We start from the raw sequence: 23,485 nt of genomic DNA on the forward strand, positions 1-23,485 counted from the left end.
GCTGACGCTCGAATACTCCTGCGTCAGCCATAAATCGTACATCGTAATTCGTACATCGTAAATTTTTTCGTACTTTTGCGGCTCTTTAAACAAATCTTGTAAACAAAAAGCTGTCTGACGATGTATTTACCATCTGAAAAAAAACAGGAAATTTTCGCCACTCAGGGTGCCCAGAAGACTCCGGGGGACACTGGTTCGGCAGAATCTCAGATCGCGTTGTTTACGTACCGGATCAATCATTTGACTGAGCACCTCAAAGCGCACAAGCATGATTACAGCACCCGTCAGGGCCTGCTGAAACTGGTAGGTAAGCGGCGTCGCATGTTGGATTACCTCCAGCGTAAAGACATTGCCCGCTACCGGGCCGTACTCGCAGCCCTTGGCATCCGTAAGTAAGCGGGCCAGCTGCACCAGACAGGGAACTCATTACCGGGTTCCCTGTTTTCTTATTACCCCCTTTTGATTGGCTCGAAAGCCAGGCTAACGTAACGACGAACAGGGTGACTTTTGCCCCTGTTCAAACTCTTAACTCTAAATCGAAGCCCTTGTGGGCGTACCCTCAGCCAGGGTCTATTTGTGTGCCACTGGCCGAGTATCATCAGCGGTGCTTCTTTTTGTGGTGAAAGCGGTAGGAGTAGGGTAGACCGATGTTTTTAAAGCTGTTGTAGCGAGAATCAAAACCAGTAGTATGTTTCAAATCACCACGCAAACTGTTGCGCTGCCCGATGGTCGGGAGATCACCATCGAAACCGGAAAATTAGCCCGTCAGGCTGATGGAGCCGTTGTTGTCCGCCTCGGCGACACCATGCTGTTGGCCACCGTTGTGGCCAGCAAAGATGCCCGCGAAGGCATTGATTTTCTGCCCCTGTCGGTCGATTATCAGGAAAAATTCGCGTCTGCCGGTAAAATCCCCGGTAGCTTCCAGCGCCGCGAAGGTCGGCTGTCAGATTATGAGATCCTGATCTCACGCCTGGTAGACCGCGCGTTGCGCCCCACCTTCCCCGAAGATTTTCACGGCGACACTCAGGTCATGATTACTATGATCTCGGCTGACCCCGAAGTGCAGCCTGACCAACTCGCCGCCCTGGCCGCTTCGGCTGCCCTGGCTGTATCGGACATCCCTTTCAACGGGCCGATTTCGGAAGTGCGCGTGGCTAAAATCGACGGTCAGTACAAAATTAACCCGCTCACCTCTGAACTCGAAAACGCTACCCTTGACCTGATCGTGGCCGCCAACGCCAACGACATCAACATGGTGGAAGGTGAGATGAAAGAGTGTTCGGAAGAAGAAGTAGTGGAGGCCCTGAAAATAGCCCACGATGCCATCAAGCTTCAGTGCGCTGCCCAGAAAGAACTCGAAGCCAAAGTAGGTAAGACCGAAAAGCGGACCTACAACCACGAGTCGCACGACGAAGACCTGCGCAAAGCCGTTCACGCCGCTACGTATGATAAGGTGTATGAAGTGGCACTGAAAGGTCAGGCAAGCAAAAAAGCCCGTTCTGAAGGCTTCAAGGCCGTTCGTGAAGAATACATTGCCTCATTGCCCGAAGGCACGGACGTAAACACCGGTCTGATCAAGACCTATTTCAGCGACGTGGTGTGGGAAGCCTCACGGAACCTGGTGCTCAACGAGCGCTACCGTCTGGACAGCCGCAAACTCGACGAGATCCGGCCCATTCAGTGCGAGGTAGACTACCTACCCCGCGCTCACGGCTCGGCGGTATTTACCCGTGGCGAAACGCAGTCGATGACTACCGTGACCCTGGGTACCAAATTGGATGAGCAGATCGTGGATCAGGCGTTGCAGCAGGGCTACAACAAATTCCTCCTGCATTACAACTTCCCCGGCTTCTCAACGGGTGAGGTGAAACCCAACCGGGGTGCCTCACGCCGCGAAATTGGCCACGGTAACCTGGCCCACCGCGCCCTGAAAGGCATGCTGCCCGAAGGTCAGGACAACCCGTACACTATTCGTATCGTATCTGACATTCTGGAGTCGAACGGGTCATCATCGATGGCCACGGTATGCGCCGGTACGCTGGCCCTGATGGATGCCGGTATCAAAATCAAAGCTCCCGTGGCCGGTATTGCCATGGGCCTGATCTCTGACGAAGCCACCGGCAAGTACGCCGTGTTGTCGGACATCCTGGGTGATGAAGATCACCTGGGCGACATGGACTTCAAGGTGACGGGTACCGAAAAGGGTATCACCGCCGTGCAGATGGACATGAAGGTAAATGGCCTTTCGTACGAAATCCTGACCGAAGCCCTGAATCAGGCTAAGGCGGGTCGGTTGCACATCCTGGGTGAAATGATGAAGGGTCTGTCGGCGGTGAAGCCCGACCTGAAGCCGTTTGCTCCCCGTGCCCACGTCATCAAGATTGCCCAGGATCAGATCGGCTCAGTAATCGGACCCGGTGGCAAGGTAGTACAGGAAATTCAGCGCGAATCGGGGGCTACGGTCAACATCGAAGAGCGCGACGGTGCTGGGTTTGTCAGCATCTATGCGACCAACAAGGAGAGCATGGACAAGGCCGTTAGCCGCGTAAAAGGCATCACGGCCACCGCCGAAGTAGGTGAAATCTACGACGGCAAAGTGAAGACCATTCAGCCGTTTGGTGCCTTTGTGGAATTCCTGCCGGGTAAAGACGGTCTGCTGCACATTTCAGAAGTGAAATGGGAGCGCCTCGAAACCATGGACGGTGTGTTCCAGGTAGGTGAAACCGTGCGGGTGAAACTGGTCGAAATCGACAAAAAGACGGGCAAATATCGTTTATCTCGTAAGGCATTGCTGCCCCGCCCGGAGAACAATACCAAGGCGTAACTTGTTGAAAATATAGGTAGTAAGTGGACTGTAGGTGCATTTACTACCTATGTACCCCATCCTCAGCATATCATGAGACAGCTAAAAATTTCAAAACAGATTACCAACCGCGAAAGTCAGTCGCTGGATAAGTACCTCCAGGAGATTGGTAAGGTTGACCTGCTGACGCCCGACGAGGAGGTTACGCTGGCCCAGAAGATCCGGGAAGGCGACCAACTCTCGCTGGAGCGGCTCACCAAGGCCAACCTACGCTTTGTGGTGTCTGTTGCCAAGCAATACCAAAACCAGGGCTTGTCGCTGGGCGATTTGATCAATGAGGGTAACCTGGGTCTGATCAAAGCCGCGCAGCGTTTCGACGAAACCCGTGGTTTCAAGTTTATTTCTTACGCCGTTTGGTGGATTCGCCAGTCTATTTTGCAGGCCCTGGCCGAGCAATCTCGGATTGTACGCCTGCCCCTGAACCGGGTAGGCTCGCTGAACAAGATTTCGAAGACGTTCTCCGATCTGGAGCAGAAGTTTGAGCGGGAGCCGTCGCCGGAAGAACTTGCTGCGGTGCTCGATATTTCGCCCGCCGAAGTGGTGGATACGCTGAAGATTTCGGGTCGTCACGTGTCGATGGATGCGCCGTTTGTGCAAGGTGAAGAAAACAGCCTGCTCGACGTGCTCGAAAACGACGGCGAAGACAAGCCTGATTCGGGCCTCATCAACGACTCGTTGCGCAAAGAAGTACAACGCGCGCTCTCGACGCTCACCCAACGCGAGGCCGACGTGATCACGCTCTATTTTGGCCTCAACGGCGAACACGCTATGACGCTCGAAGAAATCGGTGAGAAGTTCAACCTCACCCGCGAGCGTGTGCGTCAGATCAAGGAGAAAGCCATCCGCCGCCTACGCCACACTTCGCGCTCGAAGGCGTTGAAGACGTATTTGGGATAAGACCAAACCTATAAGGTTTCCAAAACCTTATAGGTTTATTGCATATTGCGAAAAAGCCCCATCCACTGTTGGATGGGGCTTTTTTATGTGCCAGCTCGGACTCATTGCAACGTGACGGAGCGGCTTTCCTGCACGGGTTTGGTCGCGATCTTAATCTCCCGGATGATAGTATCAAGTCCATTGGAGACTCGCAGCGTATAGGCATTATCGGTGAGGTGGCTTAGGTCCAGACTTACACGGAGCACGTCCTCATCGGCGCGGAGGGTCTGGTCAAAGTAGAGCGTACCGTTGCGGTCCATGAGTTGCACGTAGACTAAGCCGCCCAGTTGTTTATCGACGTTGAGGCGGAGCTTAGTACCGTTGGCGGCCAGGTAAGCACCCACGTCGAAGCGAACCAGCTTGGTTAGGCGACCCCGTCGGCTTTCCTGCTGAATGGGGTCTTTGGGGAGTGTGTGGAGGCTGGAAACCAGCAGGAGAGAGCAGAGAAGCGCATGCATAGTCGTTGGTTGGTTTGAGGTATGTACTACGGGCGAGATGTTCGCCAGCCTTCACCGCAAAGACGACTGAGGGGGGGATTTGTTGCACGGCTGGGATGAACGGTTTGTTAACGATGCAAGTGGATTTTGGTCATTGGTTTCGATCAAAGCGTTCCAGCACGAGGGGGAAGATGACGAGTTCGCCGTAGAGGGCACCCGCAATGGCAATAGCCGTGAGCAGGCCCCACAACTGCACGGTTTTCAGTGAGCCGAATACCATGAGTATATAACCCGAAAAGAGCACGATGGCCGTGAGCACAATGGCTGGCCCTACGTGGGTGATGGTGGTCAGCCGGGCGGCGGCGGGCGACTGACCGGCGTGACGGTTTTGTTGGTAGGCGTAGATGAAGTGGACCGAATCGTCGACGCAGAAGCTGAGCACAATGGCACCAATGCTGGCCGTGGCGGTGTCGAGATAGATGCCCAGCCAGCCCATGGCCCCCAGCATCACCAGCACAGGAAACAGGTTGGGAATTACCGTCAGTGCCGCCAGTTTTACGTTGCGGATAAAGAGCCAGACCAGCACGAAGATCAGCCCAAAGGATAGCAGCAGGCTGCTGACCTGCGAGGTGGTGACGTAGTTAACAATGCCAGCATACATGGGCTGATAACCAGCCGGTTTCACCGTGGCCACCCGCCCCAGCGTGGTGTCGGAAATGCGCATGAGGGTGTCCATTTTGGTACTCAGCGCTCCGGCCGATAGCATGGTCCCGGAGATCGTGATGCGCCCGGTATGCGAGGGTTCGTGGATGAATTTTTGGGCAAGCTGTGGGTACTGGCTGGTCAGCTGGCGATGCGCCTGTTTTAGGGCCGCCGGGCTTTGCAATAACCGCCTGCTTTTGTCTTTGTAGACCGCCTCCAGCCCACCCACATACAGCGACTGAAAGCCGAACACCTGTCCTACGCCCGGCAGCGTCTGAGCCGAATCGGCAAAGGCACGGGCGGCCTGCACCACCGCCACGCTGTAGAGCGGCCGACCTTCTTTAGGTTCCACCAGCAGTTCCAGCGGCATATAGGGTCCCCAGGCGGCTTCCATACGCGTATGGTCCTGCACCACGGGGTGGTTTTGGGGAAAATAACCCAGCGTGTAGGTGTCTGTTTGGAGGAAGGTAATGCCCAGAGCAAAAATGCCCATCAATCCCAGTGATAAGCTGCTAAACAAGCCTTTTCGGGTTAACACCAGGGTCAGCAGTTGGGCCAGTTTGTCGCCGGTGAGGGTGGTGATTTTGCGCGATGGCTGAGTGTAGGGCAGCAGCAACACGCCGAGCAGGTAGGTGAAAAACAGGCAGAGCAGAATGCCGATGGCGGCAAACAAACCGAAGTTTTTCAGGATAGCCATGGGGCTGGTTTCCAGGGCCAGAAACCCGGCAGCGGTAGTAAACATGGTGAACAGGCAGGGCTTAAATACGCGTTGCAGGGCCTCCAGGGTGCTATCTAATGGGCTAAGACCCGCTTTGGTAAGCTGGTTGCGCTCGTTGATGACGTGTATGGCATCCATTACGCCCAGCAAGACAATAATAACCGGTAACAGTACCGTCATGAGGTTGATCCGGTAGCCAAACGCCCCGTAGATACCCAAGGTGAGGTAGGTAGACAGGGCCACGATGCCGACGGTATAGCCCAGGAGCAGGGGCTGGCGGTAGATCCACCAGAACAAGAGCAACATGAGCAGGTAGCCCAGGCTCAGAAAAAGGCCGAAATCGTGCTGCGAGAGGGCGTTCAATCCGGCATAGATGATGCCCACCCCACCAAAATAAACCTGTTTCTGAGGTAGCTGCCGGTGTACGGTGGCCTTGATTCTGTCCAGGATGCTACCGCGCCGACTGTCGAAATCGGGCTGGTTTTTCAGCACGACCAGGAAGCGGGCGGTTTTGTAGTCGGCAGCGAAAAGTTGCCCCCGGAGGGTAGGCTGGTAGGTCAGCAACGCCCGCACGTCGGCGGGTGGGGTGTCGGGGGTTAGCAGGGGCGTGAGGGCGGGGCCGAGCAGGTTGCGGGTGGGCAGGCTGGCATTGCCCGGCCCAATCACGCTTTCGACGTCGGGGATAGCTTCCAGTGCAGCAGACAGGCCAGTGAACGCGTTGAAGTAGGACGGCGAGAGGAGGGTATGTTCGTCGCGGACCATCACGATCACCACTTCATCGTTGCCAAACCGCTGCTGAAAATCATGGTAAGCCACTAGGTTGGGATCTCCTTCCAGAAACCAGACCGTCAGGCTGTTATCGACCACAAGCGCCGTTTTCACCCCCGGCCACAACCACGCCCCGGCCACGAGCGTCAGTAGTAAGAGTACGTAACGGATTTTGTAGAACGTGATCATGTAGGTCAAGATAATTGTATTTTTCGAGCCTATGCGCGTAGCCAACCTGCTTGCTTACCTCAACGAACGGTTTCCGGTGGTGAACATGGCCCTGTTTGGGGTGTTGTTTATGACCGTCTATTCGGTAGCCTGTTTTTTCTACCCCGCCTTGGCCGCAAGCCCCATTGGCTGGCGTGAGGGGTGGGGCATCGTGGCCGTGATCTCGTTTTTTTTCCGGCTGCGCGTATTTGACGAGCAAAAAGACTACGCCCTCGACGCCATCAACCACCCCCACCGGGTGTTGCAGTCGGGGCGGGTTAGCCTGCGGCAGCTGGTGGCTATAGCGTGGGTGGGTGCCCTGCTCGAACTGGCGTGGTCGGTGCTGATGGGCCTGCCCACGGTGCTGGCCTGGGCCGTGGCGGTGGGGTATAGCCTGCTGATGCGCTACGAATTTTTTGCCCCCCACTACCTGAAAAAACGGCTCGTGCTCTATGCCTTCACCCACATGCTTATCATGCCCGCCATCATTGGTTGGGTGTGGGCGGCCTACGTGCCAAGTCAGGTGTTTACCTACCCGTTTTTTCTGCTGGCCCTGCTGAGTTTATTGGGTGGGTTTTCCTTTGAAATAGCCCGGAAACTACACGCCCCCGATGCCGAAAAAGCAGGTATCGATTCGTACTCCAAAGCCATAGGGTATGCCGCCGCCATTGGTGCGGTGTTGCTGCTCCTGCTGGTGAGCCTGGGGGTGCAATATGCCTTGCTAACGGCCCTGGAGGCTACGTGGCCCTCTTTTTTGCTCATCGGCCTGCTGTTTGTGACCACGTTGGTTGTCTATTTCCTGGCCCTGCGCACCCCGCGCGAACGGCTGCTGAAGCGGGCCGAATTGCTGGTGTCGCTAGCCATGCTGGTTAGCTATCTGGCCATCATTGGTGTTAGCTATCTTGGCCGATGATCGTATCGGGTAAGGTATCAGCGAACGTGACCGTGGGCGGCAAGGCTGCGGGGCTATTTCGGTTGCAGCAGACGGCTGTTACGGTGCCGCCGTTTGTGGTCATTGCTGCCGAAACGTTCGACCCGGTGCTACGTAATTTTCCTGCCAGTGTACCCGCCGCCGCCGCACGAAAACAGGCGTTACTGGCCTTCAGTCTACCCCTTGCCGATCAAACTGCCCTGGAGAAGACGCTGGCCAACTGGGGTTTTCCGGCGCAGGCCGTGGTGGTGCGGTCGTCGATTGCCGATGAAGACAGCGAAGCCAACGCGTTTCCCGGCTTGATGGACTCCTTTCTGAACCTAACCACCCTGCCCGACATCTATGCGGCCATTGCGCACTGCGCCGCGAGTGCCTATTCCGAGCGGGCGGTGGCCTACCGGCAGCAGAAAAACCTGACCATGGCGGCCCGCCCGGCGGTGATTATTCAGCAGCAGGTGGTGCCAGTGGTCAGCGGCGTGTTGTTTACCACCTTCCCCGACTACCCCCAGGAAATGGCCGCTCACGTCACGCCCGGTTTTGGGCAGGGCCTCATGGACGGCAGCCTCGACGCCGACGAATTTTATTGGCTAAAACAGTCAGGCAAACTGCACCGCCACACACTAAACAACAAGACACAGCAACTTGCCACTGGCGCAGGATCGGGCCTGGAACTGGTGCCCGTTCCGGCAGAAAAGCAGACGGTTAGTAGTCTCACAAACAGTCAGTTGGATGAAGTGTTTCGGCTTGGCGTAGCTCTGGAACAGGCGTTTGGGCGGCCTCAGGACGTGGAGTTTGTGGTAACCGATGCGGCGCTTTTTGTGGTGCAGTCGCGGCCCATTACGCAGCCCATTCCTGAGGTGATTGTCTATGATAACGCCAATATTCAGGAGAGCTACTGCGGGGTAACCACGCCGCTGACGTTCAGTTTTGCCAGCCGCGCCTATGCCACCGTCTACCGCCAAACGATGCAGACGCTGGGGCTGTCGGCGGAAAAAATACGGGCGCATGAGGGGGTGGTGACCAACCTGCTGGGGCTGGTGAAAGGCCGGATCTATTACCAGATCAACAACTGGTACCGGGGCCTGCAACTGCTGCCGTCGTTCAGCCAGAATAAGGCCGACATGGAGCGGATGATGGGGCTGGATGAGCCGGTCGATTTTGTGCAGGATACCCGCAAAACCACCCGTGAAAAAGTGCAGCTCCTGCCCGGTCTGGTGGCTAATCTGGCGCGGCTGCTGTGGGCTTTTTCGCAACTGGGCCAACGAGTACCGGCCTTCCATGCGCACTTTATCGGCCACTTCCGCCGCTTCTACGAACTGGACCTTTCGAGCCTGACCGGCACGGCGTTGCTGGAACAGAAGGCCTTGTTAGACAAGGCGTTACTGGGAAGTTGGACCACGCCGATCATCAACGATTTCTACGTGATGATGACCAACGGCCGGGTGGTGCGTGACCTGAAAAAAGCGGGTATCGCCACGCCCGACGAGTTTCTGAGCCGCTACCTGTCGGGCGATAAACAGCTGGAGAGTACGCAGCCGGTGAAGGCCATGCAACGGCTGGCCATGCAGGCCCGGCAGCAACCAGCCCTGCGGCAGCTAATTCTGGCCATGCCCGACACCCTGACCGATCAGGTGCGCACCCACTTTCCGGCGTTTCATCAGGCCGTAAGTGGGTTCATAGACCACTATGGCGACCGGACCGTGGGCGAGTTGAAGCTGGAAACCATCACCATGCGGCTGGCCCCCGCCGTGTTTTACCAGTACCTCCGCAACTACCTGACCGCCGATGAGGCGGCGGAACCGCTGACCGGCACAACTACCTTGCACAGCAGCGCAAAGGACGAACTGACGGCTTTGCTGAGCCACCAGTCGGGGTTGTTTCGGCGGCGGGTTTGGGGTAATCTGGGCCGGTTGCAGCGGGCCATCCGGTACCGCGAAGCCCTGCGGCTGGAGCGTACCCGCCTCTTTGGCATGTACCGTGCGCTATACCTGTCGCTGGGCAACTGGCTGGTGCAACAACAGGCGCTGACCACCGCCAGAGACGTTTTTTACCTGACCGAAACCGAAATCATCAACGCTGTAGTGGTAACTGACACCGCCAGCTTACGGGATCTTGTTGCCAGCCGACGGGCCGAGTTTGCGCAGTACGAAACCGAAGACGTACCAAGCCGGGTCACGGTGCCATCGCCGCCGGTTAGTTCTCAACCCGTTGTGAATCAGGCTGGTAAACTGCAAGGCACAGGCTGCGTGGCGGGCGTGGTGACGGGGCCGGTCATTGTCATCACCGACCCCCGCGATAACCTCGACGTGACGGGCAAGATTGTTTGTGCGCTACGTACCGACCCTGGTTGGGCGGTGCTGTTTCCCACCTGCCGGGCGGTGCTGATCGAGAAGGGTTCGTCATTGTCGCATTCGGTCATCCTGCTGCGCGAACTGGGTTTGCCCACCATTATCAACATTCCCGGACTGACCAAAACCCTCCACAGCGGTCAGGAAGTAACCCTCGACGGTCGCACTGGCGAGATAACCCGGCTGCCCCATGCCCATTGACCGAATTCCGTTTCAGGGCATTCTGCCCCCCTCGTTTTTCGACGTACCCAGCTACGCGCCTGTTGCCGAAAGCCCGGCCACGGTGGCGCAATTGGTGGCGATGGAGGCCGACCGTAACGAGACGATCCTGTATACCGACCACGCCACGTTCCGCCTCGTTGGCATCTTCCCGGCCCTTTCCGACGAGGCCTATTTTGGGTTTTGGGAAACGGCCAATGATCTGGCCATCAATCAGCAGGCCTTTGCCTGTCTCGAAGCCGATGCCCGGCAGCGGGGCCGGGTGGCGGTGGTGGGGCCGTTGCATTTCAGCACGTTCCATGCCTATCGGCTGCGGCTAAACGAGCCTTCGTGGGGGCAGTTTGACCGGGAGCCTGCCAACCCAAGCTATTACCCCGTGCTGTTGCAGCAACTTGGTTATCAGGCACGAAGTCGATTTGAGAGTCGCCTGGTACGGAAAGAAAATATACCCCTGGCCTACGACCAGAAGAAGCAACTGCTCGACGCGCTGACCCATATTCCTTTCGACGTAATTCCGTTGAACCCCGACACCTGGCAGCACTGTGAGGGCGAATTGTATGAACTGGTGCATCATGTGTTTAGCGCCAATCCGGCCTACCGGCCTATTTCGCAGGCACAATTTGAACTCCTTTATAATCGTCAGTTTGCCGAAAAACTTTGCCCCCATTCGTCGGTGCTGTTTCGTGACCGGCTGTCTGGGTGTCTGGTGGCGCTGAGTTTCTGCCAACCCAACTGCCAGTCGCTCCTGTTTGCACCGGGCGAGGTACCCCAGTTCGGGCGTGATTTTCCCCGACTAGGCCGGAAGCAGCTACTGGTGAAATCGGTGGGGGTACATCCGGCTTTCCGGCAGCAGGGGCTAATGTCGTTTCTGGGTGCCTATGGCATGGTGCATTTCCAGGAACTATATGACGACGTGATTTTTTGCCTTATGCGGGCTGACAATTTCTCGCTCCACTTTTCCGACACCCTTCCCCACGAAACCGCCCACTACGCCCTGTTCGAGAAGCCCTTTTCCAGCATATCGAAATAGCTGTTCACCACGCGGGGCAGAAACGGATAGGGGCTCACCGAATGCGCCATCATGTACATACCAAGCCGGTGCAGTCCAAAGTCGAAAGCGGCCAGGTCGAATCCGCGTTTAAACGCTTGCTCATCAGCATACAGGCCCGTGAGTTGATGCAGGGCGTTGCGGTAATGGTCCAGGTAGACCGGGCGCAGGTGATACCGGTCGGTATCCAGCACGAAGCATAGCAGTTCTACCACGTCATACTGCGGCACATGGTAGGTGGCCAGTTCCCAGTCATACACGCAAAAAACCGATGCCCCGTTAACCGACTTAAAGCAGGTGTTTCTTGGGTTTAAATCATTGTGAACCAGTGCTTTAGCTAGCTGTTCTAGCTCGTGCCAATAATCGGGGATGGACCGGATAATCGCGTTGAGCCGGGCTACACGGGCGGGCGTATAGAGGGCCGGTGCCTGTTGCGCTGCGTTGTCGAGCAGGGCCGTCCACAACGGCGTTAGGCGGGTCATGTAAGCCCGGCTGGGGGCATCGTCCCAATAGGTCGGATCAATGGGGAGTGGCCTATTCAGGTGGTCGGCGTGCCAGACCGCCAACTGATCGAGCGCCTGCCGGATGTGCCCGTCGGTCCAGGTGTGCGGGGCCAGTACCGAGTTCATCAGGGCCACATCGTCGAGGTATTCCATCAGAATGACATACGTACCCTGCTCAGGATCAGCTAGTAAGCCAAAAATGTCGGGCTGAAGGCTCGACGGTAATTTACCATACACTTCCAGTTCGCGCTGGTCGGTGTGTAGAAAACCCGTAAGATCTTTGTACGTTGGGTACACCTCGGCCAGTGTACCCCCGCAGGCTCCGGCCAGCCCGTTGAGCATGGCCACGATGGCACTGCCGGGCGGCTTAATTTTCAGCACCATACGCCGGGTTTGCCGCACCCCGCCCGACCGGAACGTTACGGCCAGCCCCAGGTGCCCGATTATGGTGTCGGACAGCCCGGCAGTGAGCGCGGCCAGAATACTAGCCGAGTTGTCGATGGCCAAAGGCCGCACGTCAAACACCCGGATGTCGTTTTTGGGGGCATGCTGCCGCATCAGGCGTTCTACAAAAGCCGGGTTGAGGTAATCGGACTGCGTCATTCAGGTTGGGGAGATGGCGGTTCCGCCGACCCGTCGGACCGGTCCGGGGTGCGGGCTACTACGCGCCGATTCAGGAAATAAAAACAGGTTGTATCTGGTTGTAAATGGGTCGCAACCGGTACGTCAGTCCAGCCATCTTCGGCCAGGAAAGCGCCCTGTTCCTGCAGTAGATTCCAAAAAACGAACCGCAGTTGGAAGTGACCTTGTTCGTGCAGCAGTTGGCACACCCGTCGAAATTCGGCCTGACTCGTATACTCGAAAATATTGGATAAACTGGCTTTGGTCACCCGGTTGCCTTTGGCCGAAAGCAGGTAGTCAATGGCCTCCCCCTCAACGATGGTCAGCCGGTCGAGTTGCAACCGGAGCAGGGTAAAATTGGCCGATTGGTAGCAGGCGGGCAGGATAGATTCGGGCAGGTGCTCCGGGCCGAAAAAGAAGAAACGAAAAAAGAAATTATCCCGCACCAGGCTGGTTTCTACCTGCTGGCACAAGCGCCGGTAAAAGGCCTCCCCACCCGATTCCTGGGCGTATTTGAATAACGACGGGCTGCGCCCTTTGCTCAGATTGGCGGCATCGAAATAGGCAATGAACCGCTGCTGAAACGTGCCGCCGTGCAGGTGTTGGACAAAGAAATCCCACTGTTCGACTACGTTGCCGAACCGGATAAGCTGCCATAGCTGCTGTTGCAGGGCGGCAGGCAGGGTGGCGAAAAAACCGGTAATGTAGGCCTCCAGCTTTCCCGCCAGCAGCATACCGCCGGGGTTGACTTCGAAGAACGAACGCCAGTAGCCTTGCCAGTCGGCGGGGAGCGTGGGAGCCACCTGCCCGAAGGTTTGGGCCACCTTGTCGGGGCCGTCGAAGCCCATCAGCGTCCTGAAAACGCCGTATTCGTGGTGGAGAATCAGGTGCGTTTTGAACGAGAGCAGGGCGTTTTGCACCGGGTTCAGGTCAATGGCAATCACCTGCCGCGGGCTTTTCAGCAATGTATTCAGCACGTTGCACCCCGCCGACGTAATAACCAGTACCCGGTCGTGGGGTTGAATGGCGAGGCTGCTGTATAGCGATGGGTGATCTTCCCAAACCAGCGAATACCGCAGGCGGTCGAGCGCCACGTTATAAAACTCAGAGTGCATAGGGGATGGCAAAAGCGAAGACCAACGGTGTCAGCATGGCCCATGGTTGCCCTACGTTAGCTGATCGTAACGAATTTTGGACAGGTGGCGGGCATCAACTGGCAGCGTTGACCGGAAATATAGGTGGTTAATCAACGTTTCAGGAAACGTAGTTGCTAATGCTACTGAAAGGTCCTGTTGGCTGGCATTGCCCTGCACATAGACCGTAAATCCCTGTTCGGTAGCGCGGGCGGCCACGCGCTCCACTCCGGCCACCTGCGTCAGCACGTGCTCGATCTGGTAATGTTGCACCCCTTGGTGCAGCCGCTCGTTGCCCCTGCGACCCGTCAGAAACAGCTGGTCGGCTTCGTCCAGATACCCGAAGTCGCCGGTCATAAACCAGTCGTTACCGGGTGTGGCCACGTGCGGACCTTTCACGGCAATTTCGCCAACGGCATAGGTCTTCCCACCGGGCAAGAGTAGCGTACCTATAGGGTGAATGGCCACCTGGAGTGAGGGGTGAACCGTGCCTACGGCGTAGCCCCGGCGCGGGGCCAGGGGTTCGGTGCCCAGCTGCCGAATAGCAATCGGTTCGGCCTCCGACGACCCGTAGATGACGTAGATGGCCGCGTTGACGAAATAGGTTTTTATGGCCCCCGCCAACCCCTCCGGCACCGGCGAACCGCCAATGCCTAACGCCCGCACCTGCGGAAATTGGGTGGGGTGCAGGTGCAGGTATTGCAGCAGTTGCTGGAAATAATACACATTGCCGGTCAGGGTCTGAACGCCTTGATCGACAAGCTGTTGCACAATGCGTTCAGGAGCTATACCGGCCAGCCGAAAGCCCGGCAGGGCGGGCAGAATGCTCAGCGTTCCCAGGGCCAGATTGTGCAGGAGAATGTTGAGAAACAGGGGGAAGTCGCGTTGCCCGGCCCAGGGTGGAAAGGCTTCTGTGAGTGCCTGGTGCTGGGCCAGCAACACCCGATGACTCCGCCGAATAGCCTTTGCCACCCCCGTAGAGCCGGAACTGTGCGAAATCAGGGCTGGTTGGTCAGGGTCAACGGCCTGTGGTGGGAGCGGGGCTGCCGGTGGTAACGAGTTGATATCCAGGGCAATGTTTCTGATACCGATCAGCCGACCCAGCCATGAAAGCGGCGCTGGCAGCGGCCGTTTGGTCAGCAGCACGGTCACGTCGCCCCGGAGCAATAGCCGCAATAAGGCCCACCGCGCCGCCGCTGGGGGCAACACTAGAATGGCTCCGAGCGCCATACTAGCCAGCAACGTGCCGATCAGATCGAACGATACGGGCAGCGCCAGCACGACCTGTTGGCCGGGTTGTACCCGTTGTCGCACCAGTTCGGCCCGGATAGCCGCCACCGAGGTTAAGATAGCCCGACCCGTGTAGGCCATGTCTGCCAGACCGGGGCGGGTAGTATCTGGCCAGCAAATTAAGTCATCATCAAGGTGTTGCTGAAGCCGCTCATGGATGAGTGCGTAATAATTGCTGACCATACAAGCGCGGAGTAACCGTCAGACGCCAAACCCGTCGCCGAGTTTGAAGATGGCTTTAAGGCACTGGGCAGTCAGGGCGGCATCTTCCAGGGCGTTATGAAAACTGTCTTCGCGCTCGAACCCGAAGTGGGCGGCAATGGCCGTGAGGCTTAGGCCTTTGGGCGTAGGTTTGCCGTTTTTGCGTAGAATGCGGAACACAAAATAGCTGAGCGTGTGCAGGTCTACAAGGGTGCGAGAAAAGGGCCATTTCATCTTCTCGTTAAGGTAGGCTTCCTTCAAAAAGTTGATGTCATGCATGACGCTTTGTCCGCAGAGGACCACATCGCGCAGAAATGGCGTCTTGTCTACCTGGTTGGGTGGCACACGGATGTTGAGCTGTTCGCAGATCCAGGTTTCCAGGGCGGGCAGCACGTCGTAGATCATCGGTGCATCGTCGAGGTCGGCCAGAGAAAGGTTATGGACCTTTTCGGCAGAAGCGGTAAAGGCTTCGGCGTTTTCGGGATAGACGTTGGTGAGGTACTGCCCTTTCTCGACCCAATCGTCGTCGAAAAGCACGGCACCAAGTTGGATAATCTCGTTGTAGCCTGGGTCGGGGCCAGACATTTCAAGGTCAAGTACTAAAAATGGCATAACAGAATGTTGGATGTCTGTACAAAAATACATCCTGCGCTGCCGCTATGCGAACTAATCTGGCCGCGTATCGCTTCATTTGTATGTACAAGTATAATCTACTATTAACCGTCCATTCATCATGCATTACGTCGTCACCGGTTCATTGGGCAACACCGGCAAGCCCATTACAGAAGGACTACTGAAAGTGGGTCATACCGTGACCGTCATCACGAGCAAAGCCCAGAACAAGGCAAAAATTGAGGCGCTGGGTGCCACGGCAGCCGTAGGCGACGTGGAAAACGCTGCCTTTGTTACGGAAGCCTTCGCCAACGCCGATGCCGTATACCTGATGATACCGCCAAAATGGGGTGTAACCAACTGGCGGGGGTATCAGAACGAGGTAGCCGATAACTATGTCGCCGCCATCAACGCCAACGACATCCGGTTTGTGGTCATGCTTAGCAGCGTGGGGGCGCACCTGCCGCAGGGCGTTGGCCCCGTAACGGGTCTGTATGACCTGGAACAGAAGCTAAAAACCCTAGAGGGGCTGAACGTGAAGGTGTTACGGCCGTCGTATTTCATGCAGAACCTCTATAATATGGCGGGCATGGTGAAAGGTATGGGTATTATGGGCAGTAACTTTGGTGATGACAAACTCGTGCTGGTGCATACCGACGACATTGCCGCTGCCGCCCTCCAGGAACTACTGAACCTCGATTTCACGGGCACGCAGATCCGCTACATTGCCGGTGACGAAAAAACGGGTGCCGAAATCGCCAAAACGCTGGGCGAAGCCATTGGCAAACCCGAAACGCCCTGGGTCGTTTTCTCCGACGAGCAAAACACGCAGGGTATGCTACAAGCTGGGCTGAATGAGGAGATGGCGAAAAACTACACCGAAATGGGTGCCGCCCTCCGCGACGGCACCATGCAGGCCGACTATATGGAAAACCGCCCCACGCTGAGCAAAACCAAGCTCGAAGACTTCGCCAAAAACGACTTTACCGCGGCGTATCAGGGGTGAATAGATTGATTTAAAGGAACAATTTAGATAGGGTAGCTCAGGCCCCCTGGGCCTGAGCTACCCTATCTAAATTTAAGCCCACGCACAAAAAAGTAAAATCCTCTAACCCATACTGCCTACCCATAAGGGGAATCGACATGAGCCAGGGGAGCTTGCCTGTGTACTTTACTATACTGCCACCGTCTTCTTCACATCGACCGCATTCAGCCCTTTGGGGGTATTCGTGGTCGAGAACGTCACTTTGTCCTGCTCGTTGAGCGGCTCGGTGAGGGCGTTGACGTGGACGAAAATGCTTTCCTGCGATTGCAGATCCCGGATGAAGCCGTAGCCTTTCGAGGCATTGAAGAAGGTAACCACACCATTGCGAACCAGGTCTTCGGCTGGTACGTCAGATTGTTTGGGCACACCAATCTGGATACTAGCCTCGTTGACGGGGCGTATCCGGCGGGGATCAGGAGGAGTAGCCGAGATGTTGCCGTTTTCATCAACGTAGGCCATCATCTGGTCGAGAGACTGACCTTTCTGGGCGTTGGCCTTCCGGTCTTCTTTCTTCTCCTGCTTATCTTTCCGCTTCTTTTGTCTTAACTTTTCTTTCTCTTTTTTACTGAACGTCTCCATAGTGTGCGTTTAATCTCGCGGGCATTCCGGGCATAAGTGGCCTGGTTTTAAGGCGAGGATGATGCCCTGTCAACAGTGAATGGTTTGATTATAGGTAACTGTGAATCAGGCCATCAATTAATCAACCGCAGATTGACCAAATAAGTTGGTTCGTGGTGGGTGTTTAGCCCGAATAATTGGACAATACCAGTATGCTTCCTCATTTCACCACCATCAACGAGTTTCTGGAGGCAGCCGGGTTTGCCGGGCGCACCCAAAATCCGTATTTCTACATGGTGCGCCTAGAAGAAACGTACCCTCATGTGCGGTCAGTGATGCCTCCTTTTCGGAAAGATTTTTATTTGGTAGCGCTTGTTCACAACCCCGGTGCTAAGTCAGCCTTCCAGATAGACGGAGCCGAGCGAGCGCAACTAGCTGACTATCTAGTGTTTCAGTCGCCGGGGCATGTGCTGGCCTGGCAGCGGCAACCGGGCATGAGCGGGTATCTGGTTTATTTTAAAGCAGAGTGCTTCACGTTTCTGCGCTCGGTGCTGGCCGACGAGTTCCCGTTTTTCGACCTGCTGCACACCAATTTTTTTCAGATCACACCAGCCCTTTTCACCGACCTGTCGGCCGATTTCGACGGGCTGTTACGGGAGCAGAACGGTACTCATCTCTTTAGCGAACAGGTGCTGTATGCCAAGCTGCTGGCGGTACTTTACCGGTGCCGGGTGGCCTACCAGACTTTCCAGGAAAGTCAGTTGAATCAGTCGGCGGCTACATTGCTCACCACACGGTTTGTGAGTCTGGTGCAAGCCAATTACCTCAGCTACCGCACTGTAGAAGCCTATGCTAGCTTGTTGGCCGTCACGCCCAATCACCTCAACGACTCGGTACGCAAAGCCACCGGCCGAAACGCCTACCGCTTCATCACCGACAAACTAACGCAGGAAGCGCAAAGCCTGATCCGGTTTACGGCGGCCGACATCAGTGAGATTGCCTATCAGCTGAATTTCTCTGGGCCGGCCCATTTCTCTAAGTTTTTTAAAAAGCACACGGGCCAAACACCCGGCGATTTTCGACGTGAGGTTGAATCAGTGAAATAGACAAGTGCCTCCGTGATTGGGAGTAACCGCCTGGCTGCTGGCCGCTGCACCTTTGTGCCGTTTAAAACGAACTAATTAAACAGACATATACCATGCACATTGCCGTATTAGGGACCGGAATGGTGGGCGAAGCTATTGCCACCCGATTGCTCGAAGTGGGCCATACCGTCGTGATGGGATCACGTTCGGCCACTAATGAAAAAGCCGCCGCCTGGGTTGAAAAAGCGGGTACTGGTGCCAGTCAGGGCGCTTTCGCCGATGCTATAGCCGCCGCCGAACTGATTATGCTGGCCACCAAAGGCGAAACCGGTATTGAGGCCATTGGCACCGCACCAGCGACCTCTGTTGTCGGAAAAACGATCATCGACATCTCCAACCCGCTCGATTTCTCGCAGGGTATGCCGCCAACGCTCTCGACGGTAAACGATGATTCATTTGGCGAGAAGCTACAACGCGCTTTTCCCGATGCCCACGTGGTGAAAACACTCAACACGATGTGGTGTGGCCTCATGGTAAACCCAACTATGCTGGCCGGTGGTGAGCATACCGTATTTATGAGCGGTAACGATGCCGATGCCAAAACGCAGGCCAGGGGTATTCTGACCCAGTTTGGCTGGCCAGAAGACTCGATCCTAGATCTGGGCGATATCACCACCGCACGGGGTACCGAAATGCTGCTGCCCCTTTGGCTGCGTATCTACGGCGCGCTGGGCATCGGTGCCTTCAACATCAGGGTAGTGAAACCATGAAATTAGCCCTGATTACGGGAGCCAACGCAGGAATTGGGCTGGCTACGGCCAAAGCACTCACTGCACAGGGCTATGGCTTGATACTGCTATGCCGTTCTGCAGAAAAAGGGAAAGCCGCCGTGGCTGAGATCAAGGCTGATACGCCAGATGCCTCTGTCGATCTGGTCGTGGCCTCGCTCGACGATGCCGCTTCGGTCAGGGCGGCTGCCGCCATGGTGAAGACTCGGTATTCAACGCTGGACGTGCTCATTAACAATGCCGGTTATTCGCCAGATCAGATAGAGTTCACCAAAGAAGGTATCGAGCGGTCATTTTACGCCAACCACCTGGGTCACTTTATTCTGACCCGCGAACTGGCTTCGTTACTGCTCAATACCTCCGGCTCTCGCGTCATCAACGTATCTTCATCGGCCTTAAATCTGGGTAAGGCGGGTCGCTTTTTTCATGCCGATAAAAAGCTTGGTACGCTGGCCGCTTACGGTGATGGAAAGCTAGCTAATACATTGTTTACCAAAGGTTTGGCGGCAGGCTTGCTGGGCAAACCGATAGCGGCCTACGCAGTGCACCCCGGCGTAGTGAACAGTAATTTTGGCGGCAATTTTACCGGTATTAGTAAGGTGCTTGTCACGTTGTTTCGGCCATTGATGCGGTCGGTAGAAAAAGGCGCGGCCACGTCTGTTTTCCTGGCCGTTACCCCCACCAGCCAAATTGACGGAGGCCGTAGCGGCGGCTTTTTCGTTGACAGCAAGCCTAAGCAACTGACCCATAAAGACCTGACCGACGCCAACGTAAAGGCGTTGTGGGACAAGAGCTTAGTTTACTAAAAATCGAGGTGGCAGTTGGTCCAGCCATCGTCGAAGCGGGTGCCGAACTGTTTGTAGAACCCGATGGCGGGTTTGTTCCAGTCCAATACCTGCCACATCATGCCGGTGCAGTGGGTTTCTTTGGCCCTGGCAATGGTGGCGTCGAGCAACTCTTTGCCCAGGCCCTGCCCACGGTGGGTTTCGGTTACAATGATGTCTTCCAGATACAACCGTTTGCCTTTCCAGGTTGAATAGCGGTAATAGTAGAGGGCAATACCTACGAGTTTTTTGGTGCGCTCATCTTCGGCTACCAGCAGCCCATAGAGCGGATTCGGCCCGAAACCGTCTTCCAACAGTTGCTCAACGGTGTTAGTCACCTGGTCAGGGGCCTCTTCATAAACGGCCAGTTCAACGATTAACTCAAATACCTGCGGAACGTCGTCGCGGGTGCCGGGGCGGATAATCATAGGGAATGAGGACGCTGGATATTGGACTTTGGATTCACGAAGGTACCAGAACGCAGTGAATGAAAGCCAGCCGCTTTGGCAGACCAATCCAAAATCCAGCGTCCAACATCCAAAATCCGTCAATCACTCATTCCCTGCCTTCCTCTGCCACCGGTCAAGGGCAGCCTGGAAGTCGGGGGGGAGGGGAGAGTCGAATTGGAGCCACTCGCCGGTGCGGGGGTGGGTGAACCCCAGCGACTTGGCGTGGAGGGCCTGCCGGGGCAGTAGGGCAAAGGTATTGTCAACAAAGGATTTGAACGACCCGTTGACGGCCCCGCGTAGTACCCGGTTACCGCCATACATTTCGTCGTTGAAAAGTGGGTGGCCAATGTGCCGGAAGTGCGCCCGGATCTGGTGCGTACGGCCTGTTTCAAGGTTGCATTGCACCAGCGACACGAAATTCAGCGCCTCCAGGGTCTTGTAGTGCGTCACCGACCATTTGCCCTTGCTCTCCTCGTCATAGATCGTCATCATTTTCCGGTCGCTCGCCGACCGGCCAATGTAGCCCGTGATGGTGCCGTCTTCAGGTTTAGGCTGCCCCCACACCAGTGCGTTGTAAGTGCGCTCAATGGTGTGCTCGAAAAATTGCCGGGCCAGGTGGCTCATGGCAAATTCGGTCTTGGCAATCACCATCAGCCCCGACGTGTCTTTGTCGATCCGGTGTACCAAGCCCGGTCGGCCTTCGCCGTTGCGGGTGGTGGGCAGGTTCTGGAGGTAGTAGACCAGGGCATTCACCAGTGTGCCGTCCCAGTTACCGTGGGCGGGGTGTACCACCATGCCCGCCGGTTTGTTGAGCACAATCAGCTCGTCATCTTCGAAAATGATGTTGAGCGGGATATTTTGCGGCACGATATCCGTGTTGCGCGGCGGGTGGGGCAGCGAGACCGTGATGAGGTCGCCGGGTTTTACCTTATAACTGGCCTTTATCGACTTCTCATTGACCCGGATGCCGCCCGCGTCGATAGCTGCCTGAAGCCGGGTACGCGAGGTGTGGGCTAACTTTGTGTCCAGAAACCGGTCAATTCGTATCATCGCCTGCCCCTGATCAACCACAATACGGTGGTGTTCGTAGAGGTCATCTTCGTCGCTTTCGTCGGTGGTGGGGTGGAGGGAATCGAGCATGTGTATTTTTCGATTGCTTTCGCGGTAGGTCAGTGTAAAATGATTCTGTAAAACTGGCTGTGATTTTAGGTTAAATCCGCCATCAATTTTATGTGTTTTGAATAAGATAGCAGGCTGTTCTGGCAGTCGGCTCCACAAAAACGTACAGCGAACCATCACCCCAAAAATTCATGCAATCGTAATACCGTGTGAACGATTCATTTTTAGCATTGACATTAGTTCTATTTGCTTCTGGTCCAGTCGTTAATTGACATAAAAATTTCATTGTTTTTCCAGATTTTGGACAAACGGGAATGGTTGGAAATTGAAGCCATGATGGGATGCCTGCTTGATTGGATCCCGAATAACCAGTTTGTAAACTGAAATTAAACTTCTCTGTATTGTACACAATCTCTGTATCCTCATCTAAGTCTTCATCATAGGCCGTGCCGACAGCTTCGACGGCCTCTCTGTTCAACAAAACAGGTTTGAGTGGATCAGCATAGTCGAGAAATACCTTGTCTATATCCAGATAAATTGGGCAGGTCAGGTGGATGGTGAAGGGTAGCCAAGCAAAATTTGGATCTCGGTCACTGATGAAACCGAGGTATTGGAACGGCACAACGCAGCTAGAAAAAGGCAAGGCAAAACCGGCTGGCAATTCGCCGCCAAGCTGATGCACACCATCGGGATCCTCAACGGCATAGAGAAGTGGGTTTGGTGTGAGCGTCGGAATCAGTAGTCCTAATTCATCGGACTTTAACGGTTTTTCACTTTTTTTGGAATAATTCCAATTAAATGCCTGCGTTAATTTTTCATCGGTAAAAACCAGTTCTAAACCGCCAAAGTCACTGTGTACAACGGCTTCTGTAGTAACTTGAGTTTGAAGAAACCGTTGACATTGTTCATCACCGTTGAGATGCACTTCCCAACCAGCTAAAAAAAGTTTTTTCGTCATACCGTAGTCTGTTTCTTGCAGAGAATTGACTGTGTTTAATTTACAAAAATTTACCAGATTACTGTGCATCTCGCTCCAAAATTACGCCCAATGCCTGACTTAGCGGCTCAACTCGATCACATTGTGGGGCCGTCGCCGCTGATGTACCTGCCCGATCCGTTTCCGGAGCCGGTACCGATTCGGCTGTATGTAAAGCGCGACGATTTGCTGCACCCCCTGGTGTCGGGCAACAAATGGCGGAAGCTGAAGTACAACCTCATTGAGGCTAATCGGCTGGGAATAAGCCGGTTATTGACGTTTGGCGGGGCCTATTCCAATCACCTGTATGCTACGGCAGCGGCGGGAAAGCTGTTTGGTTTCGAGACCGTTGGCGTGGTGCGGGGCGACGAGTTGTCCGGATCGCCTGACAACCCTAAACCGCTGAATGCCACATTGCAATTTTGCCGCGATCAGGGCATGGTACTCCACTTCATCAGCCGAACCGACTACCGCCGCGCCGCCGACCCCGCCTACCTGGCGCAGCTACAGGCGCAGTTTGGCCCGTGCTACATCCTCCCCGAAGGCGGTACCAACGACTTCGCCATCCGTGGCACCGCCGAAATCATGCCCGAAATAATAACGCAATTGGGATCCTACCCCAATGTGGTGGCCTGCGCCGTGGGCACTGGAGGTACGCTGGCGGGCATCGCGCAGGCAGCACCGCCGGGCGTAGCTGTATTAGGCGTACTAGCTTTGCAACTGGCTCAGGGTGAGTCGCTAAGGCTAACCGGTTTGCCATCCACCTTGCCCCAAAACGTAACTGTAGAGACTGCCTATAGCTTCGGCGGGTATGCCCGCACCACACCCGCTCTGCTGGATTTCATGCACACGTTCGAAGCCCAAAACGGCATGTTGCTCGATCTTGTTTACACCGCTAAACTCCTCTTCGCCATTTATGATCTGGCCCGAAAAGAGCATTTTCCGGAAGGTGCCAAGGTAGTTGTAGTACACACGGGCGGGTTGCAGGGGAGATGGGGAATGTACAATGCACAATGAACAATGTACAATGTTTAATGGCTTCGCGCTCAGAACACCCAGAGCCGCACCGATTCGGCGAGCGGCGGACCGGCGAAGCCATTGGAC

The 23,485-nt window shown here is 55.7% G+C and carries 21 protein-coding genes; 11 read left to right on the forward strand and 10 right to left on the reverse strand.

Annotation, left to right across the window (positions count from 1 at the left end; genetic code table 11):
• The first annotated feature begins 120 nt into the window (after positions 1-120).
• The 3 genes from rpsO to J2I48_RS22390 all read left to right on the forward strand — a co-directional run bounded on the left by rpsO (position 121) and on the right by J2I48_RS22390 (position 3,760).
• Positions 121-396 (forward strand): 30S ribosomal protein S15, encoded by a 276-nt coding sequence (rpsO, locus tag J2I48_RS22380; RefSeq protein ID WP_207337736.1) that lies wholly within the window; start codon positions 121-123, stop codon positions 394-396.
• A 292-nt stretch (positions 397-688) separates the two neighbouring features.
• Positions 689-2,824, forward strand: a complete 2,136-nt coding sequence (gene pnp / locus J2I48_RS22385) for a polyribonucleotide nucleotidyltransferase (RefSeq protein WP_207337737.1) — start codon at positions 689-691, stop codon at positions 2,822-2,824.
• A gap of 72 nt (positions 2,825-2,896) precedes the next feature.
• Positions 2,897-3,760: a sigma-70 family RNA polymerase sigma factor gene (locus J2I48_RS22390; RefSeq protein WP_015331426.1), complete on the forward strand. Its 864-nt coding sequence runs from the start codon at positions 2,897-2,899 to the stop codon at positions 3,758-3,760.
• Between the two features lie 101 nt (positions 3,761-3,861).
• Here the strand turns inward: J2I48_RS22390 and J2I48_RS22395 are convergent, their stop codons facing one another.
• Together J2I48_RS22395 and J2I48_RS22400 are read right to left on the reverse strand one after the other, a co-directional pair.
• The gene (locus tag J2I48_RS22395) at positions 3,862-4,257 is read right to left on the reverse strand and encodes a hypothetical protein (RefSeq protein WP_207337738.1); all 396 of its coding nucleotides are present in this window, start codon (positions 4,255-4,257) and stop codon (positions 3,862-3,864) included.
• Positions 4,258-4,387: 130 nt separating this feature from the next.
• Positions 4,388-6,613: an efflux RND transporter permease subunit gene (locus J2I48_RS22400; protein WP_207337739.1), complete on the reverse strand. Its 2,226-nt coding sequence runs from the start codon at positions 6,611-6,613 to the stop codon at positions 4,388-4,390.
• Positions 6,614-6,644: 31 nt separating this feature from the next.
• Between J2I48_RS22400 and J2I48_RS22405 the strand changes: the two genes are divergently transcribed.
• From J2I48_RS22405 to J2I48_RS22415, 3 genes are read left to right on the forward strand one after another with little or no spacing between them, the layout of a single operon-like run.
• Complete coding sequence (locus J2I48_RS22405) at positions 6,645-7,544, forward strand: UbiA family prenyltransferase (RefSeq protein ID WP_207337740.1); 900 nt, start codon at positions 6,645-6,647, stop codon at positions 7,542-7,544.
• Positions 7,541-10,111, forward strand: coding sequence for a PEP/pyruvate-binding domain-containing protein (locus tag J2I48_RS22410; protein WP_207337741.1), 2,571 nt, complete (start codon positions 7,541-7,543; stop codon positions 10,109-10,111). Before J2I48_RS22405 ends, J2I48_RS22410 begins: the two co-directional genes overlap by 4 nt.
• Positions 10,101-11,159, forward strand: coding sequence for a hypothetical protein (locus tag J2I48_RS22415; protein ID WP_207337742.1), 1,059 nt, complete (start codon positions 10,101-10,103; stop codon positions 11,157-11,159). The genes J2I48_RS22410 and J2I48_RS22415 overlap by 11 nt, the downstream gene beginning before the upstream one ends.
• On the opposite strand, the gene J2I48_RS22420 is transcribed toward J2I48_RS22415, so the two are convergent.
• Genes J2I48_RS22420 through J2I48_RS22435 form a run of 4 tightly spaced genes read right to left on the reverse strand, consistent with a single transcriptional unit; the run spans position 11,117 to position 15,537 of the window.
• Positions 11,117-12,283 (reverse strand): aminoglycoside phosphotransferase family protein, encoded by a 1,167-nt coding sequence (locus J2I48_RS22420; protein ID WP_207337743.1) that lies wholly within the window; start codon positions 12,281-12,283, stop codon positions 11,117-11,119. The genes J2I48_RS22415 and J2I48_RS22420 overlap by 43 nt on opposite strands.
• Positions 12,280-13,416, reverse strand: a complete 1,137-nt coding sequence (locus tag J2I48_RS22425; RefSeq protein WP_207337744.1) for a DUF3419 family protein — start codon at positions 13,414-13,416, stop codon at positions 12,280-12,282. The genes J2I48_RS22420 and J2I48_RS22425 overlap by 4 nt, the downstream gene beginning before the upstream one ends.
• 51 nt (positions 13,417-13,467) lie before the next feature.
• The gene (locus J2I48_RS22430) at positions 13,468-14,907 is read right to left on the reverse strand and encodes an AMP-binding protein (protein WP_207337745.1); all 1,440 of its coding nucleotides are present in this window, start codon (positions 14,905-14,907) and stop codon (positions 13,468-13,470) included.
• 18 nt (positions 14,908-14,925) lie between these two features.
• Positions 14,926-15,537 carry a 3'-5' exonuclease gene (locus J2I48_RS22435; protein ID WP_207337746.1) on the reverse strand — a complete coding sequence of 204 codons (612 nt, stop codon included), beginning with the start codon at positions 15,535-15,537 and terminating at the stop codon, positions 14,926-14,928.
• Between the two features lie 121 nt (positions 15,538-15,658).
• On the opposite strand from J2I48_RS22435, the gene J2I48_RS22440 reads away from it, so the two are divergent.
• A complete protein-coding gene (locus tag J2I48_RS22440; RefSeq protein ID WP_207337747.1) occupies positions 15,659-16,543 on the forward strand; it encodes an NAD(P)H-binding protein in 885 nt (294 codons plus the stop codon).
• A gap of 168 nt (positions 16,544-16,711) precedes the next feature.
• On the opposite strand, the gene J2I48_RS22445 is transcribed toward J2I48_RS22440, so the two are convergent.
• Positions 16,712-17,161, reverse strand: coding sequence for a cold-shock protein (locus J2I48_RS22445; RefSeq protein ID WP_207337748.1), 450 nt, complete (start codon positions 17,159-17,161; stop codon positions 16,712-16,714).
• A 191-nt stretch (positions 17,162-17,352) separates the two neighbouring features.
• Here J2I48_RS22445 and J2I48_RS22450 point away from each other — a divergent pair, with 191 nt between their 5' ends.
• The 3 genes from J2I48_RS22450 to J2I48_RS22460 all read left to right on the forward strand — a co-directional run bounded on the left by J2I48_RS22450 (position 17,353) and on the right by J2I48_RS22460 (position 19,819).
• The gene (locus J2I48_RS22450; protein WP_207337749.1) at positions 17,353-18,246 is read left to right on the forward strand and encodes a helix-turn-helix domain-containing protein; all 894 of its coding nucleotides are present in this window, start codon (positions 17,353-17,355) and stop codon (positions 18,244-18,246) included.
• Positions 18,247-18,338: 92 nt separating this feature from the next.
• Positions 18,339-18,995: an NADPH-dependent F420 reductase gene (locus J2I48_RS22455; RefSeq protein WP_207337750.1), complete on the forward strand. Its 657-nt coding sequence runs from the start codon at positions 18,339-18,341 to the stop codon at positions 18,993-18,995.
• Positions 18,992-19,819 (forward strand): SDR family NAD(P)-dependent oxidoreductase, encoded by an 828-nt coding sequence (locus tag J2I48_RS22460; RefSeq protein WP_207337751.1) that lies wholly within the window; start codon positions 18,992-18,994, stop codon positions 19,817-19,819. The genes J2I48_RS22455 and J2I48_RS22460 overlap by 4 nt, the downstream gene beginning before the upstream one ends.
• Here the strand turns inward: J2I48_RS22460 and J2I48_RS22465 are convergent.
• The 3 genes from J2I48_RS22465 to J2I48_RS22475 all read right to left on the reverse strand — a co-directional run bounded on the left by J2I48_RS22465 (position 19,816) and on the right by J2I48_RS22475 (position 22,363).
• The gene (locus J2I48_RS22465; protein WP_207337752.1) at positions 19,816-20,265 is read right to left on the reverse strand and encodes a GNAT family N-acetyltransferase; all 450 of its coding nucleotides are present in this window, start codon (positions 20,263-20,265) and stop codon (positions 19,816-19,818) included. The genes J2I48_RS22460 and J2I48_RS22465 overlap by 4 nt on opposite strands.
• A 123-nt stretch (positions 20,266-20,388) precedes the next feature.
• Positions 20,389-21,426: an RluA family pseudouridine synthase gene (locus J2I48_RS22470; protein WP_207337753.1), complete on the reverse strand. Its 1,038-nt coding sequence runs from the start codon at positions 21,424-21,426 to the stop codon at positions 20,389-20,391.
• An 88-nt stretch (positions 21,427-21,514) separates the two neighbouring features.
• Entirely contained in the window at positions 21,515-22,363 is an 849-nt protein-coding gene (locus J2I48_RS22475; RefSeq protein WP_207337754.1) for a hypothetical protein, read from the reverse strand.
• 90 nt (positions 22,364-22,453) lie between these two features.
• On the opposite strand from J2I48_RS22475, the gene J2I48_RS22480 reads away from it, so the two are divergent.
• Entirely contained in the window at positions 22,454-23,398 is a 945-nt protein-coding gene (locus J2I48_RS22480; protein ID WP_207337755.1) for a 1-aminocyclopropane-1-carboxylate deaminase/D-cysteine desulfhydrase, read from the forward strand.
• Positions 23,399-23,485: the final 87 nt, after the last annotated feature.

The organism is Fibrella aquatilis (assembly GCF_017353255.1).
Lineage (GTDB): Bacteria > Bacteroidota > Bacteroidia > Cytophagales > Spirosomataceae > Fibrella > Fibrella aquatilis.

Excerpts from the sequence above, each read along its gene's own strand:
- rpsO (WP_207337736.1), top strand. The coding sequence starts at position 121 with ATGTATTTACCATCTGAAAAAAAACAGGAAATTTTCGCCACTCAGGGT.
- pnp (WP_207337737.1), top strand. The coding sequence starts at position 689 with ATGTTTCAAATCACCACGCAAACTGTTGCGCTGCCCGATGGTCGGGAG.
- J2I48_RS22390 (WP_015331426.1), top strand. The coding sequence starts at position 2,897 with ATGAGACAGCTAAAAATTTCAAAACAGATTACCAACCGCGAAAGTCAG.
- J2I48_RS22395 (WP_207337738.1), bottom strand. The coding sequence starts at position 4,257 with ATGCATGCGCTTCTCTGCTCTCTCCTGCTGGTTTCCAGCCTCCACACA.
- J2I48_RS22400 (WP_207337739.1), bottom strand. The coding sequence starts at position 6,613 with ATGATCACGTTCTACAAAATCCGTTACGTACTCTTACTACTGACGCTC.
- J2I48_RS22405 (WP_207337740.1), top strand. The coding sequence starts at position 6,645 with ATGCGCGTAGCCAACCTGCTTGCTTACCTCAACGAACGGTTTCCGGTG.
- J2I48_RS22410 (WP_207337741.1), top strand. The coding sequence starts at position 7,541 with ATGATCGTATCGGGTAAGGTATCAGCGAACGTGACCGTGGGCGGCAAG.
- J2I48_RS22415 (WP_207337742.1), top strand. The coding sequence starts at position 10,101 with ATGCCCATTGACCGAATTCCGTTTCAGGGCATTCTGCCCCCCTCGTTT.
- J2I48_RS22420 (WP_207337743.1), bottom strand. The coding sequence starts at position 12,283 with ATGACGCAGTCCGATTACCTCAACCCGGCTTTTGTAGAACGCCTGATG.
- J2I48_RS22425 (WP_207337744.1), bottom strand. The coding sequence starts at position 13,416 with ATGCACTCTGAGTTTTATAACGTGGCGCTCGACCGCCTGCGGTATTCG.
- J2I48_RS22430 (WP_207337745.1), bottom strand. The coding sequence starts at position 14,907 with ATGGTCAGCAATTATTACGCACTCATCCATGAGCGGCTTCAGCAACAC.
- J2I48_RS22435 (WP_207337746.1), bottom strand. The coding sequence starts at position 15,537 with ATGCCATTTTTAGTACTTGACCTTGAAATGTCTGGCCCCGACCCAGGC.
- J2I48_RS22440 (WP_207337747.1), top strand. The coding sequence starts at position 15,659 with ATGCATTACGTCGTCACCGGTTCATTGGGCAACACCGGCAAGCCCATT.
- J2I48_RS22445 (WP_207337748.1), bottom strand. The coding sequence starts at position 17,161 with ATGGAGACGTTCAGTAAAAAAGAGAAAGAAAAGTTAAGACAAAAGAAG.
- J2I48_RS22450 (WP_207337749.1), top strand. The coding sequence starts at position 17,353 with ATGCTTCCTCATTTCACCACCATCAACGAGTTTCTGGAGGCAGCCGGG.
- J2I48_RS22455 (WP_207337750.1), top strand. The coding sequence starts at position 18,339 with ATGCACATTGCCGTATTAGGGACCGGAATGGTGGGCGAAGCTATTGCC.
- J2I48_RS22460 (WP_207337751.1), top strand. The coding sequence starts at position 18,992 with ATGAAATTAGCCCTGATTACGGGAGCCAACGCAGGAATTGGGCTGGCT.
- J2I48_RS22465 (WP_207337752.1), bottom strand. The coding sequence starts at position 20,265 with ATGATTATCCGCCCCGGCACCCGCGACGACGTTCCGCAGGTATTTGAG.
- J2I48_RS22470 (WP_207337753.1), bottom strand. The coding sequence starts at position 21,426 with ATGCTCGATTCCCTCCACCCCACCACCGACGAAAGCGACGAAGATGAC.
- J2I48_RS22475 (WP_207337754.1), bottom strand. The coding sequence starts at position 22,363 with ATGACGAAAAAACTTTTTTTAGCTGGTTGGGAAGTGCATCTCAACGGT.
- J2I48_RS22480 (WP_207337755.1), top strand. The coding sequence starts at position 22,454 with ATGCCTGACTTAGCGGCTCAACTCGATCACATTGTGGGGCCGTCGCCG.